Raw genomic sequence first — 18085 nt, 5'->3', positions numbered from 1 at the left:
TGCATAAGTGCTGCTATCTGCTTTTCAAAAACTTAAACAAAAAATTCGTTTTTCGATTCGTCTTACCGTTGTCGCGGTGTTCGTATTAGCCACCTCATTAACGGCCCTGATTGCAATTAGCCTGCAATATTATTTCAGTGAAAAAATGGCCTTAGAAGCCAGTGTTAAAAACTTTAATTTAGCCACCGGCTCCGTTGCTGATTACCTTACTGGGGTGAATGAAAAGTCAGAAAACACATTAAGTGTAATGGTACAAAACAGTAGCCTTATCAGTGCCGACAGCGAAGATAAAAGTGAACTGAGAGATGTCATGAGCGAAATCATGCAGCTCAATCCATTGTTTTATGCCTTATATGTCGGCTATGAAAATGGTGACTTTTATGAATTAATTAATTTAGAAAGTAGTGAAATTGTTCGCCAGCAGTTGCAAGCCATCGAAGCGGATCGTTGGGTAGTGATCCATATTAGCGGTGAAGGTGCAGAGCGTGTTCAGCACACTCATTACTTTGATCAGCAATTTAATTTGCGTATCTCTCAAACAAAGAGTACCAGCTATGATCCGCGAGAGCGTTTGTGGTTTAAGCAAGCAAACTCGACCCGAGTCAATAAAACCAAGCCGTATTTTTTCACCCACCTACAAGCGCCCGGGCAAACCTATTCGATAAAGTCGGCAAGAGAAAATAGTGTATTGGCGTTAGACGTGAGCTTATCGAGCATCTCTGAGTATTTAAGTAAACAGCAAAGTAAAATGAGCAGCCAGTATTTAAGTGAGCTGTATATATACAATAAAGAGGGTGAAATTGTTGCCTCTAACCAACAAAAAAATAGCTTACGTCTGCCAAGGCTTGAAAAGCTAGCTCTTACTGAAGATCAGCAAAGTGTATTGGCAAAGTATCCTTATTTAAGCGTATCAAACGAGACAAACTGGCCACCAATGGATTTTAGTGTGGGCGGAAACCCGAAAGGCTATAGCATTGATTATATTAATGGTTTGGCTGAGTTACTGGGAATCAAGGTGACCTTTATCAACGGTTTTACTTGGTCGGAGTTTTTAACGCAATTTGCAAAAAATGAAATAGACATTATTCAGCCTATTTTTAAAACGCCTGCCAATGAGCCGCTTGGTCTTATGAGCCAAACTATGGCGACCTTACCGTTCAGTATCATTACAGCAAAAGGTTCCACACCCGTTGTTACTATGAAGCAGTTAGCGGGCAAACAGTTGGCTATTGGCGAGGGCTGGTCGGTGATTAAAGTGATCAAAGAGCACTTTCCCGACATCGATATTGTTGAGCTACCTAGTACTAAAGCGGTGCTTGATGCAGTAAGCCAAGGGCGCGTCTATGCTGGTTTAGATAACGAGGCGGTATTCAAGTACACCCAAAAGCAGTTTTTTATTGATGGTATTCAGTACAATCAGCTTGATAGTTATAGCCACGAGCTACTACCCGATACCCTGCATTTATTGTTTCATCCAGAGGATGCAGCGCTTAAAGACTTAATCGATATGGCAATCACTCAGTTGCCAAATTCGTACATTGCTGCACTCGAGCGAAAATGGTTAGGGAGCGACCCCAGTCAGCAAACACAAGTTATTGGCACTGTGCCATATCCTGAGTTTCTAACTTTAATTACAGATGAAACAAACTTTGCCCATTTACGTTTGATGACCCTAAATGGCATTGAAAAGTATGTGTATATCACTCCGCTTTCAGAAGGGGGCATTAATAGCGATTACTTAGCGATAGTGGTTCCGAAAGAGGGGGTACTAAGCTCTACCCGTGAGAAAATTAAGCTCTCTATTTTTATCACTGCCGCATGCTTAATTATGGTATTGCCGGTGTCGTGGTTTTTTGCCTCACCCATTGTTGCACCTATTAAGACCTTAGAGGGTGAAAACTTAAAGATAAAGCGCCGTCAGTTTGACCAAGTTTCAACGTTAAAAAGCAGTATTAAAGAAATCAATAATCTGGCCAGCTCCATGGTGCAAATGAGTCAATCTATTCAGCAGCATGAGCAAAAGCAAAAAGCCTTAATGGAGTCATTTATTGAGCTTATTGCGCAGGCCATCGATGATAAATCGCCCTATACAGCAGGGCACTGTGAACGAGTACCAGAACTGGGCATTATGTTGGCCAAAGCGGCTTCAAGTTCCAATGAACACGCTTTTAAAGAGTTTGCCTTTAAAAATAAAGACGAGTTAAGAGAATTTAGCCTCGCGGCTTGGCTACATGACTGCGGTAAAATCACCACCCCAGAGCATATCGTCGACAAAGGCACTAAGTTAGAAACCATTTATAACCGTATTCATGAAGTGCGTACACGTTTTGAAGTACTGTGGCGAGATGCAGAAATCGCTTATTTAAAAGCATTGCAAAGTTCACCAGAAAAGCAACCTGAGCTTGAGGCCGAGCTTGGCAAACGCCAAGCACAATTGCGCAGTGATTTTTCGTTTATCGCTGCGTGCAATGTGGGGGGCGAATTTATGGATGAAGCAAGCCTTAAGCGTTTAGAGGCGCTCAGTAACATAACGTGGCAACGACATTTTGACGATAAGGTAGGGCTTTCGCCAGTTGAAGAACTACGCGTTCATAGTAATGATGAGCGGTTGCCTGTTACTGAAAAGCTACTTTCAGATAAACCTGAGCATTTGATTGCCCACGATAAACCAATACAGTATGACGAGCGCTTAGGCATTAAAGTAAGCATTCCTGAATACAAGTATAATCTAGGTGAGCTGTATAACTTGCAAATTCAGCGCGGTACATTAACAAATGAAGATCGCTTTAAAATTAATGAGCATATTATCAGCACTATTCGAATGCTCGATAATGTGCCGTTCCCTGAGGAGTTAGCACGTGTACCACGTTATGCCTCGACTCATCACGAAACTCTAAAAGGCACGGGGTATCCGCGTAAGTTATCTGCAGGTGATTTATCGATACCTGAGCGTGTGCTGGTGCTGGCTGATATCTTCGAGGCATTAACCGCTGCCGATAGACCTTATAAAAAAGCCAAGCCACTCAGTGTTGCCATAGATATTTTAGCCAAGATGGTAGCCGATCAGCATGTTGATGAAGATGTGTTCAAATTGTTCTTAACATCAGGTATTTACCTTGAATATGCAAAACGCTATTTAAACCCAGAGCAAATCGATGATGTTGATATCGCAAAATACCTGTAACTGAGGGCGGTTGCTTTTACTTTAGAGAGAAAAGTCCGTACAATTCGCCTCGTTTTTAGTGACGCTTTTAACGAGATGAATTCAAGCCGTATGCATCAGATTGCTGACTTAATCGCTATTTTTGAAAGCACCTTTTATCAAAGCCATAACACGCGTTTGATAAAGGGTGATGATGAACCTATTTACCTGCCTGCTGATGAGCAAACGCCTTATCACCAAATTGTGTTTGCCCACGGTTTTTATGCTAGTGCTTTACACGAAATTGCCCATTGGCTGGTTGCTGGTGAAGCACGTCGGTTAAAAGAAGATTATGGCTATTGGTATTGCCCAGATGGTCGTGATAAGCACCAGCAAGCTGAATTTGAAGCAGTTGAAGTAAAGCCCCAAGCTATAGAGTGGGCGCTCAGTACTGCAGCAGGTTTCGATTTTAATGTATCGGTTGATAATTTAAATGGCGAGCAAACCTGTCGATTCGATTTTCAAGCGCGAGTTCACCAGCAAGTGTTGAGCTTTTTAGCATCTGGCTTTAATCAGCGCACGACAGCACTTCTTAAAGCATTGAGTGATTTCTATAAAACCCCATGGCCACTAACGGCTGCTCAGTTTACGTGGCAGCGCGATTTTCATAGCAACCCAGGAGCTTTATCTGATGCAGTTTAAATTAGGTTTGATTGTAAATCCGGTTGCCGGCTTAGGTGGCAGTGTCGCACTAAAGGGCAGTGATGGCGCAGATACCGCAGCAAAAGCAATGCAACTTGGTGCTGAGCCAAAAGCAAACCTACGCACCCGAGCGGCACTTGAAGTGCTGCTTGCCCATCAAGATGACTTAATCATTTACACTGTAAACGGTGAAATGGGCGAGCAAACGGCAAAGCAACTAGGCTTTCAAAGCCAAGTTATTTACCAAACAAACGATATCACCACCCCAGATGACACAGAGCAGGCTGCCAAGCTACTAGTTGAGCAAGGTGTCGACCTTATTTTATTTGCGGGTGGCGATGGTACTGCCCGCAATATTTGCCATGCGGTTGGCGATAGCACTCCTGTATTAGGTATTCCTGCAGGCTGCAAAATTCATTCTGGGGTTTATGCTATTACCCCAAAAGCAGCAGGGCGTGTTGTTGAGATGCTAGTTAAAGGTGAACTTGTAAGCCTTGGTGATGCTGATGTGATGGATATCGACGAAGAAGCATTTCGCGAAGGCACGGTAAAAGCTAAGCGCTATGGTGAAATGCAAGTGCCGAGTGAAGTACGTTATGTACAGGCAGTTAAAAATGGCGGTAAAGAAACCGATGAGTTAGTGCTTGCCGATATAGCTGCCTATGTTGTTAGTGAAATGGATGAAGACTGCTTATATGTGATGGGCAGTGGTTCTACAGTCGCGGCAATTATGGAAGAAATGGGTCTTGAAAATACCTTGCTGGGTGTAGACTTAGTGGCAGACCAAGAGCTTATCGCGCAGGATTTAACTGCTCAGCAATTACTTGAACTCACACAAGGTAAAGAAACCAAATTGGTGATCACCTTAATTGGTGGCCAAGGCCATATCTTCGGCAGAGGTAATCAGCAATTAAGCCCTGCACTTATTCGTGCTATTGGCCGTGATAACATTATTGTTGTAGCCACTAAAACTAAATTACAGGCCTTGAATGGCCGACCACTGATTGCCGATACGGGTGACAGTGAGTTAGACGATGAATTAAGTGGTTATATTCGCGTAACCACAGGTTTCAATGACCATATTATGTATGCAGTGGGTCATCAAGATGGGCTGCACCCAGAGGAGAAGTAACAATGAGTTTAGTAAGTTATATTGATGCAGCGCAGCAATATTTTGATGATTTAGTCGATAAAGCAACTGACGACGAGCTATTTGCTGGTGGCTATTTACGTGGTCACTTTGACTTAGCTGTAGGCTATGCACAAGTAGAAGAATTAAACTTATCGATTGATGAGTTAAACAATCAAGTTGAATCTAGCCTAGTTAAAGCTTACCGCAACGGTGAGTTAAACGAAGAAGATAAAGAGCTTGTCGTGCGCCTATGGGATGAAGTGAAAGCACTTGCAGCCTAATCTAATTAAATAAAATTCTGTAAAGCGACCTGTGTCGCTTTTTTTACATCATCACTTTACCTTTATCAGGTAATTCCATTAACTTAAAATTTACCTTAGTAGTTAGATACGTTAAGGTTAACGAGATATTTTTCCAGGGAATTTGAAAATGAATAACAATAATGATGTGCAGGCACCAAGTGGTGCAATCGCACGTTTTCTAAATACCATAGAAAGGGTAGGTAACAAGCTACCTGATCCGGCGATTATATTCTTAGTCGCAATGCTACTTATTTGGTTTTTATCTTGGCTTTTCTCGGGCACTACATTTGATGCAATCGACCCGCGCACCGGCGAAGCCATCGTTGTAAATAACCTATTAGCAGGGGACTCCCTTGCCACCTTCTTATCTTCAATGGTGAAAACCTTCACTGGCTTTGCACCGCTTGGTGTGGTGCTGGTTGCTATGTTAGGTGTTGGTGTTGCTGAGCATTCTGGCTTTATCAATACCGGCCTCAAATTAATGTTAAAAGTAACGCCTAAGCAGCTTTTAACACCGTCTATTATTTTAGTGGCGATTGTCAGCCATACCGCAACTGATGCCGGTTACGTACTAGTTATCCCACTTGCTGGGGTTATTTTTTATGCGATGGGGCGTCACCCGCTTGCTGGTATAGCAGCAGCGTTTGCTGGGGTAAGTGGTGGCTTTAGCGCAAACTTTATTCCGTCAGGCATTGACCCGTTACTGCAAAGCTTTACCCAAAGTGCGGCGCAAATTATTAACCCAGATATGGCGATTAACCCGCTTAATAACTGGTTTTTCACCTCAGCTTCGAGCTTATTTATTATCTTATTAGGCTGGTATATCACAGATAAAATCATCGAGCCACGTTTACAAAACACGCCACTTGATGGAGATACAGAAGACCTACCTGCCTTTGATGAAGCACGCAGTGATGAAAAACGAGCGTTCTATATTGCAAGCACAGTGATGATTGCAGGCCTTGCTCTACTATGGTTTGTCTCAGCGCCAGCCGACTCAGCAATGCGAAGCAGTGATGGCTCGTTAACTAATTTCCGCTCACCGTTAATGCAATCAATTGTGCCACTTATCTTCTTACTGTTTTGGATCCCTGGTGCCGTCTACGGTTTTGCCGTGGGTACCTTCAAAAGCTCTAAAGATATGATCGATGCAATGAGTAAAGCGATGAGTGGTATGGCTTACTATATTGTTATGGCGTTCTTCTGTGCGTTATTTATTGCTGCATTTAGTAAATCAAACCTAGGTGCATTACTTGCAATTGAAGGTGCACAACTATTAAAAGCAATGGCTCTGCCTAGCTCAGTCACAGTAGTAGGTATTATCTTCTTAACGGCGTTCGTGAACCTATTTGTTGGCTCAAGCTCAGCAAAATGGGCGCTATTAGGGCCAATCTTTGTACCTATGCTTATGCAACTGGGTATTTCACCTGATTTGACGCAAGCTGCGTACCGTGTAGGTGACTCAAGCTCGAATATCATCACGCCGCTGATGCCATACTTCCCACTGGTTGTTGTGTACTGCCAAAAGTATGTAAAAGGCACCGGTATCGGCACTTTAATCGCGATGATGTTACCGTATTCAATCGCCTTCTTAATCGGTTGGAGTATCTTCTTACTCGCGTACTGGGGCTTAGGTATCCCTCTTGGCTTACAATCAAGCTACGCATACCCAGCCATCGGCTCATAACGATTAGAGTAACAAAGCCTCAGCCATCCAGCGTGAGGCTTTTTTGATGTAATTTATAAGTAGAGGAATTTGTGTGAAGTTTAATGTTGAGTGGCAAAAGCTTTGGAAAAAACTTACCAAGACTCTTTTTGTTTTAATTTTAATACCCGTTATCTTTATGCTGATCATCAGTTACTTCCAAAGTGGGATGAGTATTGAGATAACATTTGAACACATTACTGTTTATCAATTACCCTTTTTCTTAATTTGCATTTTTTTAGGTTCTCTTTTTTTTGCATTTTTAGTATCAATTTTAATTAAGTATGCGGCAGTTGAAATCGATAATGGTTATCTTGAAGGAAGGAACTATTGGTTCATTAAAAAACGCATTCCAATCAAGTCCATTTCGAAGCTTTACTTATTTAGAGATAACGGTATTGAAGCCGTCGTGGCAGATGCAGGGCAGTATGGCAAAGTTTATATTTCTACCCATACCGAAAAATTAGATGAATTGATTAAATACCTAGAAGATAACAGTGAATTGATGGCCGGTAGTTAAGCCGTGACTTTAAAAAACTGAAGTCTGATAGCTGACGGCTGACAGCTTTACTACAGACACAAAAAAACCTTGTCACTCTCATGACAAGGTTTTTTATTGCTTACAGCTTACAGCTTACAGCTTCAATTAGTTCGCAGTGAAGCTCACTGGACGACGCTCTTTACGAGGGCCACCACGTTTTTCGCCACGGTCTTTGAAGTTACGCTTCTTGTCACCACGATCACCACTTGGGCGCTCAGAGCGAGGAGCCGCAGGACCTTGGTCTTGCGTTAGCGTCATATTCATCGGACGTTTACAGATAAATACCTTTTGGAAGTGATCAAGCACATCTTTTGGCATGTTCTGTGGTAACTGTACCGTACTGTGATTGTCATGTAAGCGAATATCACCAATGAACTTGCTTGAGATATCAGCTTCGTTAGCAATCGCACCAACGATATTTTTAACTTGTACACCGTGCTCACGACCTACTTCGATACGGTAAGTATCCATAGGACCCATGTTACGGCTGTTGCGCTCACGCGGCTCACGAGGTTTACGCTCGCGTCCTTGGCGGTCGCCACGATCACCACGTTCATTGCGACGACGCTCATTGCGTTCGCCACGTGGTTGAACTTTAACTTCTTCAACCTTGATTGGTGACTGTTGCTGCGCTAAACAAAGTAATGCACCTGCTAAATCTTCAGTACTTAGCTCAAGTTTCTCTGCCATGTTAGCAGCAACTTGATTAAAGAAAGTGATGTCTTTGTTTTCAAGAGCAATTGTAAGCTTGTCTTGAAGCGCTTTAATACGCTTTTCTTCAACAACTTTAGCTGTTGGTAAATCAACTTGTGCGATATCAGATTTCGTATGACGAATGATATTTTTAAGTAAATAACGCTCGTTATGTTTTACGAAAAGAATCGCTTTACCTTGACGACCAGCACGACCAGTACGGCCAATACGGTGAACGTAGGCTTCTGAATCTTGTGGAATATCGTAGTTAATTACTAAGCTTAAACGGTCTACATCAAGACCACGTGCAGCAACGTCTGTTGCAATAACGATATCAACTAGGCCGTTTTTCAAACGATCTACTGTGCGTTCACGTGCTTGTTGGTTCATGTCACCATTAAGTGGTGCCGCAGAGAAACCTTCGCGCTCAAGTAATTCAGCTAACTGTACCGTGTCGTTACGTGTACGTACGAAAACAATTGCACCATCGTATTGTTCTGCTTCTAAGAAGCGAACGATTGCTTTGTTTTTGTGTACGTGTGCATTCCAAAATACTTGCTCAACTGTTGATACAGTTGAGTTACGCGCAGAAATATGAACTTGCTCAGGCTCATTCATGTACTTGCTGCTGATATTTTGAATTTGCTTAGGCATGGTCGCCGAGAAAAGACATGTTTGCTTTTCACGTGGCGTTTTCTCCATGATGCTTTCTACATCATCAATGAAGCCCATGCGTAACATTTCGTCTGCTTCATCAAGAACAAGGGCTTGTAAGCTCTCAAACTTGATTGTGCCACGGTTAATGTGGTCAATTAAGCGACCTGGCGTTGCAACAATGATTTGCGCGCCACGACGAAGTGCACTTAGTTGGATGCTATAGCTTTGGCCACCATAAAGGGCTAAAACTTCAACACCACGAGTATGCTTAGCATATTGTTCGAATGCCTCAGCTACTTGGATCGCAAGTTCACGCGTAGGCGTTAAAACAAGGATCTGTGGCTGCTTCACAGACGGGTCAATATTATTTAGTAACGGCAGTGCAAATGCTGCTGTTTTACCTGTACCCGTTTGCGCTAGTCCCAGTACGTCCTTTCTTTCTAGCAATAACGGTATACATTGAGCTTGGATTTCAGATGGAGTCTTGTAACCCAACTCTTCAACTGCTTTAAGGATTGCAGGAGAAAGATTTAGAGATTCAAACGTGACTGGTTCTGACATTAATACGCCTCAACGAATTTAAAGAGGCGCGCATTGTATAGGAAATACAATGCAATTGCTTGTATAAATTACAACTAATTTGTATGTGGTTGATGTTGGTCATAATTTAATCAGTTTAAAATTGCCAAAATCAACCACGTTTACAATTTATTGATATAACCCTAAATTTTCTTTAGCGTATGCTTCGAATTCAGTGAAGCCACCAATGTGGGCTTGGTCAATAAAAATCTGTGGTACGGTTGGGCAAGGTTTGCCTGCAGACTGTTCTAAATCTGCTTTGCTGATGCCTTCTTTAATGATGTCGATATAACGGTATTTAAAATCGTCACGCTCATTTGCTAGTTTTTCAGCAACGTCTTTTGCACGAACACAGTATGGGCAGCCTTCACGGCCAAAAATTACAGTTAACATATCGCTCTCCTCGATGTGAATGTGTTTATCTGGTTATCATCTTAACGGATTAAACGAATAAAAACAGCGCATAAAATCGATTGCACTGTTCTGTTTTTTCTCACTAAAAGCGATTGAGCTAATCAAGTGTGCGCATCCTGAGGCCAAGTTCTGTTGAGTAACCCATAGAATGCGCAGTAATTGCCAACTGCTCATCAATAACATAATAAGTTGGGTAGGCACTGATTTTATAATCTTGACCTGTACTTTTACTGCCAAGTAACACCGGCATTGTTAATTCGAGTGAATCAGTAAACTGTTTAACTTCAGCAATATTTTGGTAATCGAGGGCAATTGCTATGGCATTTAACTTACCTTGCTGATGAGCCTTTTCTAAATTTGGCATACTGTAACGACAAATTGAGCACCAAGGCGCAAAGAAATACACCACTGTTTGCTTTCCTTGTAATTGTGCAATGGTCATCCGCTCTGCCGGGTTTTTTAGCGTGGCTAAATTAAAATAGGGGGCAGGAGTTTTATCAGTTGAGAGTAAATTACGTTGCTGAAATGCGGTCACGGCATACACAACGACTGCCATTAACACGATATTTTTTAGCACACTGATAAATTTTTTTAAAAAAGTTGGATTTTTTTTCATTGTTATTTTGTACGTTGTTAGCCCTTTAAAATCAACTAATTCAGACCAGTTTGAGGGGGTTAAAATTTCAATTTATTTAAAAAAATTACAATTTTTTTTGCTAAAAATCTTGAAAAGATTTTACCCGCCCATAAATAGTTTAGTGAGGACGCCTGATGGGTCCCAAACAAACTAAAGTAATTGAAATATATAGTATTAATTTAACTTTGTTAGCACTGGTTCAATAGAAGAGTACTAACAAAATATCGCTTAAATATGAGGATATAATTATGCGTACAGTAGACTTATCACCACTTTATCGTTCATTCATCGGTTTCGATCATTTAGCATCATTAATGGATGCGGCAGCTCGCACAGACAAGCAGCCAAGTTTTCCTCCGTACAACATCGAAGCACTCGATAAAGACAAATATCGTATCACTATGGCTGTAGCAGGTTTTAGTGACAGTGAATTGACCATTGAGTCAGAAAACAACACATTGAAAGTCAGCGGTACTAAAGCTGATAAACAAGATAATGCTGAACGTAAGTTCATTCACCAAGGCATTGCAGAGCGTAACTTTGAGCGTAAGTTCCAATTAGGTGACCACGTTAAAGTGCTTGGCGCTGACCTTGAAAATGGCTTACTAAGTATCGATTTAGAGCGTGAAATTCCAGAAGCTTTAAAACCACGTAAAATCGAAATCGGTAATGGCAAATTACTCGAAAACAAGTAATACCCAACAGCATTGTTTCCCCTAGTTAGTTTTGCCGCCTCATTTGAGGCGGCTTTTTTCGTTATGCTTAGCAACTAATTCTGCTTGCATCGTCTTTAAAGCCGCAATTTTATCTTCGGCTTCATTAAGCTTATCTTCTGACAACCCCGCTTGCTTACCACGTTCTAGAAGGGATTCGAGAGTAGCAATTTTACTCTCTGCGGCATCAATAAAGCGAAGTTCTAGTTCAGTTTGCTGCGCTTGATGATATGTCTGATAGGCTTTATGGTCATTAAGATCACCTGTAAACCGCTTTGCTTGCAGGGTTTGCTTTGCAATGGGTGGAAAGTAATCGGGGGTTGTGATTGCCGCATTTGTATCGGCCTCATCGATTGTTTCACTGGCAATTAAAGTTGGCTTTACGTGCATACTGGTCATTGCTTGTTGATTACGAACATCTTTTTTCTCAACCTCAACGGACACCAGTGCTTTTTTAGCAGGCACTAAAGCAATATGTTTTGATTGCACATGCATAATAACCGCAGCACTAAAAAGCACACAAAGTGCTAAAGCTAGCCATTTCATAACTTAATACCATGCGCTTTTTGCCACGCCAACCAACTCTGTTGGTAGTTAATTATGGCTTTTTCAATTGCGATGGCCTTTTTAGCTTGATAGCGAACGGTTTCGTCATTTGCGCTAAAGTAGCCAAAAGTATGATCGTAGCTCATTACTACTACCCATAAACCATTCGGTGAGCGTATTACTTCACTCAATTGTTGAGGTTTTTGTGTGAATGCTAATTGTACTGCCCAATTTCGTTTTTGCTCTCGGGTTAAGTGGTTTTTATATTGAGCGTAAATATCGGGCTGATTTAATTGCTTTAGTGCGTGTTGTATCGAGCTTGATTCTGCTTGCTTTCTAAATGCTAACGCCGCCTCTCTATCGGTAAATTCGCCGCCATGAGCCTTAACCGATTTTAGATAATGAAATCGTTCTTTGTGTTGCTGGTAATATTGCTGGATTTCGGTGCCAGTTACCGTGTTTTCTAAGCGAGTTAACACAGGACTATCAACATGCATAATACCTTTTATGCCTAACCAGCTTTGAATCGAAGGTCTTAAGATATCGCCCTTGGCTATAGAATAAAGATGGGGTAGCGAAAGTTGCTGTGTTTGTAAGACTGTGTCAGCTTGCTTTAAATGCAAAATAAATTGTCGATGTTTTAAAATTTCGGTTTTGAACAAGTCGCTATCCCCTTGATGCAAACGAAAGCGAGTCTGCATAGAAAGAGGCGCCATAAATTCGTACAGCGTCATTGAGTTTTCAAACAAATTGAGTTTAATAGCATTGAATTGTTTGATTTGGGCATCACTGTACTGACCATTCAGCGGGTATTGCCCTAAGTTGATTTTCAACCAGTGTTGATCAAATGGTTTAAGCCCAGTAGTGGCAGGTTTATCGGTAAGATTTAGCTGATGAATAAACAGATTATCTAAGTAGCGCATTACATGGTAATGAGTTGAAAAGCCAACACTCGCTTGGCGCTCTACAAGCTCTGGCATGTTTTTCTGTGCGTACTCAAGTAAAAATTGATTCTCGTATAGACGTGCACGTGTTTGCTGTTTACTAATATCAGGGCTTTGTTCTTTGTAGACCTGCCACATGAGATCAATTTCAGATTCCGTGTATTGATTAAACGCAGCAACTGCTAGGTTACTAAAAAGCAAACCTAGCAGTGCTGTCAAAATGTAAAGCCCACGCATTATCGAGCAACCATGGCATGATTAAGTAGGTGAACCACCATCGCAATCGCATGAGGAACCACTTGTTTTGCAGTATCGAGTCGGTCGTAATGATCTTCTGAATTTAACACGATCCCACCTTGAGCATACGAAAATGCGCCACCTTGGGTTAACAAAGGGCGTACATCAGTTGATTGTGTATCTAATGCCGCAAAGGTTGTCATAGCTTGTGTAACAAGGGCTGGATCGTTGAGGTTTTCTTGGTCGTAATAATCATTCACCCAACTTTCCCAGCTTGAGTGATTTAAATCGGAGGTTGTCCAAGTATGATGAGGCTGGAGTAAATCGGTGGTGTGAAATACAAAACCTAAAATCTGTGGATTACCGCTTTGTAAGTAACTTTGATACCAGTACTGCCCTAAGTTATCGATAGGTTGGAATGGCATATCCTCAAAGTCATCATACATGCTGTAACTTGATTGGCTATCTATACGGTAATGAGCTTCAGTAACGCCATAGCTATTATATTTTGAAGAGTCAGCATTGAACCAGCCTGTTTCACCACCTTTACCATCATCAAGGTAATCACCTTTGAGCCATGTCGCTGCGAGATTATCAACCGCTCCCCATACTGTTAGTTTTTGATAGTTGTAGCCGCCAAAGTCGTTGCCATGTTGATCAGCACCTTGCGTGTGATTTTGAAAGTGCCAATAACTGGTGTATTTCACAATACTTTCCGCAGCACCCCAAACTGGTGCTTGTACGCAAGAACCTGTAATAGCACCACAAAAAAAAGTGTCCTCAAAATCATCGACGTCATAGGCTGCTTGCCCAAGTAGCTCGCCAAGTTGAGTGACAGTCATATTATTTTGCTGAGCATAGCTGACTAACGCAGCGTATTGTGTTGTGCTTGGGTGTTGTTGCATGTAGTTAACTGCATCAATCACTATACGTTTGTGGGTTTCTTGACTAAACGCATGTACGTTACTGCTGCATGCAACTAAAAACGCTGCGCTAATAAGAGTTTTTTTCATTGTGTCCTCAAAGTGTTATTTAATATGCAGCGCTATTAAAAAAGAGCGTGATTACACTAGAGTGACAAAATAATTAAACATTTAATTAACAAGTTTACCCAATATGGTACTTTGTCATTACAGTTTTTCTAAATTATCCAAGCACCAGTTAGCCCGTTTGAGAGTGGCTTGCTGTACAGATTCATCCTGTTTATACCAGTTTTTATAAATCATACCGATACGTGGGTTTTGTGAAAGCTGCTGTTCGTGCTCTAACATAAAATGCCAATATAGGCTGTTGAATGGGCAAGCATCCTCAGTGGCTTTTTCTTTAATGTTGTAGCTACAATGTTTGCAGTAATCACTCATTTTGTTGATGTAATTTCCACTGGCTGCATAGGGCTTAGTGGCAATTAATCCCCCGTCAGCAAATTGGCTCATTCCCCGAGTGTTGGGCATTTCTACCCATTCTATGGCGTCGATATAAATACCTAAATACCATTCATCTACTTCACTTGGCTCAATAGCGGTTAATAAGCAAAAGTTACCCGTGATCATCAAACGTTGTATGTGGTGTGCATAAGCTGTCTGCAGGCTTTGTGTAATGGCATGGTGCATACAATTCATGTTTGTTTTGCCATGCCAAAAATAATCGGGTAGGGGGCGCTTTGCATTTAAGGCATTTTTGCTGGCGTAATCAGGCATATTTTGCCAATAAATACCACGTACATACTCGCGCCAACCGAGAATTTGCCGAATAAAACCTTCAACTTGTGCAATATCAATAGTTTGCTTATCAAAGCTAGTTAACACTTGCTCGATGACCTGCATCGGGTGCAGCATTTTAGTATTAAGGGCAAACGATAAACGGCTGTGATACAAAGACCATTGGTACTGGGACTGGCATGTCATGGCGTCTTGAAACTGACCAAAATGAACCAGTAAATGGTCGCAAAAAAAATCGAGTAACTGCTTTGCTTCAGCGCGTGTGGTTGGCCAAATTAACGTATCGCTGCACTCACCAAAGGTGTTTACTTTGTGCTTTTCTATCCGTTTAAGGATGTGGCTAACATCGTGACCAAAACACAAAGGTTCTGGGATTTCTTTAAGATCGTTCGGTTTTAACTTGTTTCTATTTTGCTGATCAAAATTCCATTTGCCACCACGAGGTTGGTTATCATCGTCCATTAAAATATTAAAACGTTTGCGCATAGCACGATAAAAAAACTCCATTTTTACCGGCTTATTTGGCTTAAAGTGCTGGTCAATATCATTAAAAGGTAGTAGAAAGTGTTCCGAATCAACTGCATTGACATTAAATTCGCTCTGCTGTGAAAAGTCTGCAAGTTGCTTTTTAAGGCGATATTCGTCTGGGTATTGGTACTCAATATTCTGGCATTGATAATGCTTAGCTAACCGGGTCAGTAGCTCTGGTAGTGAGTCATCATCTTGTGTGTCATCGAGTGTCAGATGCAGGCAGTTTAAATTCGCTTTTGTCAGTGCATTAGCAAAGTTTTCCATTGCAGCAAAGAAGGCGACCACTTTTTGCAGGTGGTGCTTTACGTAGTTGGTTTCTTGTTTTAATTCGGCGATGACATAAAGCGTGTCTGGTTGTGATTTTTCTTTAAACCAGCTGTGGCTTGCATTAAGTTGATCGCCAAAAATAAATCTTAAGGTGGTGTATTGCACTTCTAATAGCCTTTGCCGCAAGTAATCTAGGTAATTACGAAGCAATCACTAAGATAGATCGATCAATATAGTCTATAAAAGGTACATTAGTGGCATTTTTAATGAGTCATTACTAAGGAAGGATCGAAATGAAAATTAACTTACATTTACTGTTTATAAGCCTGTTAGTTTGTCCTTTGGCCCACAGCACTGTTTATCACTGTGAGAAAAACGGTGTTGCAGAATTTAGCCAACAGCCCTGTGGCAAAGATGCAAAGTTGATTACCATTAAAGAACAAAATCCACACCTTTCGGGCGCGTCAGATAATGCTGCACAAGCATCAGCAGGTAAAGATACCGCAGAGGTCGACCGTTATATCCGCTTAAAGCAAATCGATGCGCAAATAGCAGAACATAACAATAAAATTGACACATTCAAGCTCAAAATGGACAGGGAGATAGTGGCTTTAACTGAGCAATCAGATGCTCAGCTACGTAACTTGGTAGGGGCTAAAAAACAAGCTGCAATCGCCAAACAAATGACCGCGGTATCTGAGCGTTACGGCGTGCTTATCGACAGTGAGCAGCGCAGTATTGATAGACTCACGGCTGAAAAATACACGTTAACTTCATCTGCAAATACGTTTGCTAATAATGAGGTGGCTAGTTTTATTCGCTCAAAACAAATTATGCGTAAAATTTCAGAGCATGAAAATAAAATAGATACTTATCAAAGTGAGTTAAACATGCAAATGTCAGAGCTTGAGCAACAAATAAGTAGCCGCCCTCGTAATTTAGCTGATGCGAATAGCGATAACGCACTAGCTGACAAAATGACAGCTTTAACGAGTCGTTTTAATACCTTAATCGCCATTGAACAAAAACAAATAGATAGGCTCAACAGCGAATTGACCAAGCTATGAGCTTAAGCGTGCTGGGCAATAGGCGCTAAGCGACACCACATTTGAATAAGCAAACAAGTAACTTTTTACGATGTTGGCAAATATTCTCGTAGCTTGCAGCCAAGCTTGATGTAATTGCGCACTAATGTGGTGAATATACGATTTGCGCGTATCAATAAAGGCATCGCAAAGGGTATCGATATCTTCAAATGACACGTTTAAAAAGCTCAAGTTATTCGCTAAATAATGAATAAACGGCGTGACTTGCTGTAAGTCATCGAGGTGGCTTACTACTTTGTTGAGCGCACAGTAAAGAATATAGCTGCGCTTAGTTATGCTTTCTTGCTCAGGCACTGTCATGGTTAATTGACGAGTACTAAGACTGCGATGATATGCGCTTGTAAACTGATGGAAATCCGGTTTTAGCAATTCAATATCTTGTAGTAACAGTCTTTTTTGAAATGAAGATAGACTCATAGTAAATCGCTTAATAGCCAAGGCTATAGGTTGTTCTTATTATATGACTAAATATAGACGAGAATTTTCAGTTATGGGAAATTTTATGACAAGGTTGTCATAAAATTTTTAGGCAAAAAATAGTCTAACTAATTCATGTAGGAAGGTTGCTAATTGAGCGCTACATGCTTATAATAGCCGCCATTGAATTGAGGTGTTTAGCACTCGATTAAATGATATTAAGTTACTTTTAATATCTATTGGCGCGGGATGGAGCAGCCTGGTAGCTCGTCGGGCTCATAACCCGAAGGTCGTCGGTTCAAATCCGGCTCCCGCAACCAAATACATGCTAAGGCATTGTAAGTGCACTTAGTATGCACAGTATTTTTACTGTATGAAGTCGCGCATTCTGGTAATGCGCGTTTTGCGTTTAGGCTATCTAGTTTAATTTAGTCAGGTGACTGACTCGCAACCAAGCTTGGCCCTAGGCCACACAGTTTTATGCTTTAGGTGTGACGCCCCGCTTGGTTCGGGGCGTTGTTGTATCTGCTTGGCGGTGATTTTAAATCATTATTAAACTCAGTATTTCAGGGCTATATGCCCTTTTTTTGTTTGTATGGAGGATTTTCGTGACAAAACTTGAGCAAGATTTAGTAGCCATGCTCTCACCGGCCGTTGAAATGTTAGGCTTTGAGTTACATGGTCTTGAGTTTGTGCAAGCTGGTCGCCACTCTACATTACGTGTTTATATCGATCACGATGCAGGGATTACGGTTGACAATTGTGCCGACGTTAGTCGTCAAGTTAGCGCAATTTTAGACGTCGAAGACCCAATTACAAACGAATATGATTTGGAAGTTTCGTCTCCTGGTGTTGATCGTCCATTATTCAAACAAGATCACTACGAGAAGGCGCAAGGAGAAGAAGTACGCGTGCGTACAAAGCTTCCGCAAGATGGTCGTCGTAACTTTAAAGGCGATTTAGTATCAGTTAGCAGTGATATGATCACACTTTCAGCAGATGGCGCTGAGCATATGATTATGCTTAGTAACATTGAACGTGCGAACATCATCGCAAAGTTTTAATTCGAGTGCGAAGGAATAGGGCAAGCGAGGCATAACCC

At 41.4% G+C, this 18085-nt stretch carries 17 protein-coding genes and 1 tRNA gene; 10 read left to right on the top strand and 8 right to left on the bottom strand.

The genetic code is table 11. From position 1 onward, the window contains the following. Window positions 1-7 precede the first annotated feature (7 nt). The 6 genes from WA256_RS03410 (at window position 8) to WA256_RS03385 (ending at window position 7503) form a co-directional block, all read left to right on the top strand. A complete protein-coding gene (locus tag WA256_RS03410; RefSeq protein ID WP_335989013.1) occupies window positions 8-3184 on the top strand; it encodes an HD domain-containing phosphohydrolase in 3177 nt (1058 codons plus the stop codon). Between the two features lie 90 nt (window positions 3185-3274). Continuing rightward, window positions 3275-3844: an elongation factor P hydroxylase gene (locus WA256_RS03405; protein WP_335989381.1), complete on the top strand. Its 570-nt coding sequence runs from the start codon at window positions 3275-3277 to the stop codon at window positions 3842-3844. Further along, window positions 3834-4976 (top strand): ATP-NAD kinase family protein, encoded by a 1143-nt coding sequence (locus WA256_RS03400; protein ID WP_055198023.1) that lies wholly within the window; start codon window positions 3834-3836, stop codon window positions 4974-4976. The genes WA256_RS03405 and WA256_RS03400 overlap by 11 nt, the downstream gene beginning before the upstream one ends. A gap of 2 nt (window positions 4977-4978) precedes the next feature. Beyond that, window positions 4979-5257, top strand: coding sequence for a YfcL family protein (locus WA256_RS03395; protein ID WP_054553188.1), 279 nt, complete (start codon window positions 4979-4981; stop codon window positions 5255-5257). Between the two features lie 148 nt (window positions 5258-5405). Next, the gene (locus tag WA256_RS03390) at window positions 5406-6965 is read left to right on the top strand and encodes an AbgT family transporter (RefSeq protein ID WP_054562105.1); all 1560 of its coding nucleotides are present in this window, start codon (window positions 5406-5408) and stop codon (window positions 6963-6965) included. 73 nt (window positions 6966-7038) lie between these two features. Continuing rightward, window positions 7039-7503 (top strand): hypothetical protein, encoded by a 465-nt coding sequence (locus tag WA256_RS03385; RefSeq protein ID WP_335989008.1) that lies wholly within the window; start codon window positions 7039-7041, stop codon window positions 7501-7503. Window positions 7504-7629: 126 nt separating this feature from the next. Here the strand turns inward: WA256_RS03385 and WA256_RS03380 are convergent, their stop codons facing one another. The 3 genes from WA256_RS03380 to WA256_RS03370 all read right to left on the bottom strand — a co-directional run bounded on the left by WA256_RS03380 (window position 7630) and on the right by WA256_RS03370 (window position 10483). Then, the gene (locus WA256_RS03380; protein ID WP_054562104.1) at window positions 7630-9435 is read right to left on the bottom strand and encodes a DEAD/DEAH box helicase; all 1806 of its coding nucleotides are present in this window, start codon (window positions 9433-9435) and stop codon (window positions 7630-7632) included. A 147-nt stretch (window positions 9436-9582) separates the two neighbouring features. Beyond that, window positions 9583-9846: a GrxA family glutaredoxin gene (locus WA256_RS03375; RefSeq protein WP_054553185.1), complete on the bottom strand. Its 264-nt coding sequence runs from the start codon at window positions 9844-9846 to the stop codon at window positions 9583-9585. A gap of 118 nt (window positions 9847-9964) precedes the next feature. Further along, complete coding sequence (locus tag WA256_RS03370; RefSeq protein ID WP_269408055.1) at window positions 9965-10483, bottom strand: TlpA family protein disulfide reductase; 519 nt, start codon at window positions 10481-10483, stop codon at window positions 9965-9967. A gap of 269 nt (window positions 10484-10752) precedes the next feature. Here WA256_RS03370 and WA256_RS03365 point away from each other — a divergent pair, with 269 nt between their 5' ends. Continuing rightward, window positions 10753-11199 carry an Hsp20 family protein gene (locus WA256_RS03365; protein ID WP_054562102.1) on the top strand — a complete coding sequence of 149 codons (447 nt, stop codon included), beginning with the start codon at window positions 10753-10755 and terminating at the stop codon, window positions 11197-11199. A 39-nt stretch (window positions 11200-11238) separates the two neighbouring features. On the opposite strand, the gene WA256_RS03360 is transcribed toward WA256_RS03365, so the two are convergent. From WA256_RS03360 to WA256_RS03345, 4 genes are all read right to left on the bottom strand, one after another. Continuing rightward, complete coding sequence (locus WA256_RS03360; protein ID WP_335989003.1) at window positions 11239-11763, bottom strand: hypothetical protein; 525 nt, start codon at window positions 11761-11763, stop codon at window positions 11239-11241. Then, on the bottom strand, window positions 11760-12926 hold the full coding sequence (locus WA256_RS03355; protein ID WP_335989001.1) for a peptidylprolyl isomerase: 1167 nt from the start codon (window positions 12924-12926) through the stop codon (window positions 11760-11762). Before WA256_RS03355 ends, WA256_RS03360 begins: the two co-directional genes overlap by 4 nt. 17 nt (window positions 12927-12943) lie before the next feature. After that, the gene (locus tag WA256_RS03350) at window positions 12944-13957 is read right to left on the bottom strand and encodes a hypothetical protein (protein WP_063529139.1); all 1014 of its coding nucleotides are present in this window, start codon (window positions 13955-13957) and stop codon (window positions 12944-12946) included. A 117-nt stretch (window positions 13958-14074) separates the two neighbouring features. Continuing rightward, on the bottom strand, window positions 14075-15625 hold the full coding sequence (locus WA256_RS03345; protein WP_335988998.1) for a cryptochrome/photolyase family protein: 1551 nt from the start codon (window positions 15623-15625) through the stop codon (window positions 14075-14077). Between the two features lie 128 nt (window positions 15626-15753). On the opposite strand from WA256_RS03345, the gene WA256_RS03340 reads away from it, so the two are divergent. Further along, window positions 15754-16527 carry a hypothetical protein gene (locus WA256_RS03340; protein ID WP_335988996.1) on the top strand — a complete coding sequence of 258 codons (774 nt, stop codon included), beginning with the start codon at window positions 15754-15756 and terminating at the stop codon, window positions 16525-16527. On the opposite strand, the gene WA256_RS03335 is transcribed toward WA256_RS03340, so the two are convergent. Further along, window positions 16522-16983 (bottom strand): hypothetical protein, encoded by a 462-nt coding sequence (locus WA256_RS03335; RefSeq protein WP_335988994.1) that lies wholly within the window; start codon window positions 16981-16983, stop codon window positions 16522-16524. The genes WA256_RS03340 and WA256_RS03335 overlap by 6 nt on opposite strands. A gap of 243 nt (window positions 16984-17226) precedes the next feature. On the opposite strand from WA256_RS03335, the gene WA256_RS03330 reads away from it, so the two are divergent. Both WA256_RS03330 and rimP read left to right on the top strand, forming a co-directional pair. Next, window positions 17227-17303 (top strand) — tRNA-Met (locus WA256_RS03330). Between the two features lie 288 nt (window positions 17304-17591). Next, complete coding sequence (rimP, locus tag WA256_RS03325) at window positions 17592-18047, top strand: ribosome maturation factor RimP (RefSeq protein WP_054562099.1); 456 nt, start codon at window positions 17592-17594, stop codon at window positions 18045-18047. The last annotated feature ends 38 nt before the right edge of the window (window positions 18048-18085 follow it).

It is taken from the genome of Pseudoalteromonas sp. CH_XMU1449-3 (genome assembly GCF_037027245.1).
Classification (GTDB): Bacteria; Pseudomonadota; Gammaproteobacteria; order Enterobacterales; family Alteromonadaceae; genus Pseudoalteromonas; species Pseudoalteromonas shioyasakiensis.
This window is presented reverse-complemented; position numbering and strand designations above follow the sequence as displayed.

Bases quoted from the DNA above. Each gene is read 5' to 3' on its own strand.
- WA256_RS03375 (WP_054553185.1), bottom strand. From the start codon at position 9,846: ATGTTAACTGTAATTTTTGGCCGTGAAGGCTGCCCATACTGTGTTCGT.
- WA256_RS03395 (WP_054553188.1), top strand. From the start codon at position 4,979: ATGAGTTTAGTAAGTTATATTGATGCAGCGCAGCAATATTTTGATGAT.
- WA256_RS03340 (WP_335988996.1), top strand. From the start codon at position 15,754: ATGAAAATTAACTTACATTTACTGTTTATAAGCCTGTTAGTTTGTCCT.
- WA256_RS03365 (WP_054562102.1), top strand. From the start codon at position 10,753: ATGCGTACAGTAGACTTATCACCACTTTATCGTTCATTCATCGGTTTC.
- WA256_RS03390 (WP_054562105.1), top strand. From the start codon at position 5,406: ATGAATAACAATAATGATGTGCAGGCACCAAGTGGTGCAATCGCACGT.
- WA256_RS03405 (WP_335989381.1), top strand. From the start codon at position 3,275: ATGCATCAGATTGCTGACTTAATCGCTATTTTTGAAAGCACCTTTTAT.
- WA256_RS03380 (WP_054562104.1), bottom strand. From the start codon at position 9,435: ATGTCAGAACCAGTCACGTTTGAATCTCTAAATCTTTCTCCTGCAATC.
- WA256_RS03360 (WP_335989003.1), bottom strand. From the start codon at position 11,763: ATGAAATGGCTAGCTTTAGCACTTTGTGTGCTTTTTAGTGCTGCGGTT.
- WA256_RS03335 (WP_335988994.1), bottom strand. From the start codon at position 16,983: ATGAGTCTATCTTCATTTCAAAAAAGACTGTTACTACAAGATATTGAA.
- WA256_RS03350 (WP_063529139.1), bottom strand. From the start codon at position 13,957: ATGAAAAAAACTCTTATTAGCGCAGCGTTTTTAGTTGCATGCAGCAGT.
- WA256_RS03370 (WP_269408055.1), bottom strand. From the start codon at position 10,483: ATGAAAAAAAATCCAACTTTTTTAAAAAAATTTATCAGTGTGCTAAAA.
- WA256_RS03400 (WP_055198023.1), top strand. From the start codon at position 3,834: ATGCAGTTTAAATTAGGTTTGATTGTAAATCCGGTTGCCGGCTTAGGT.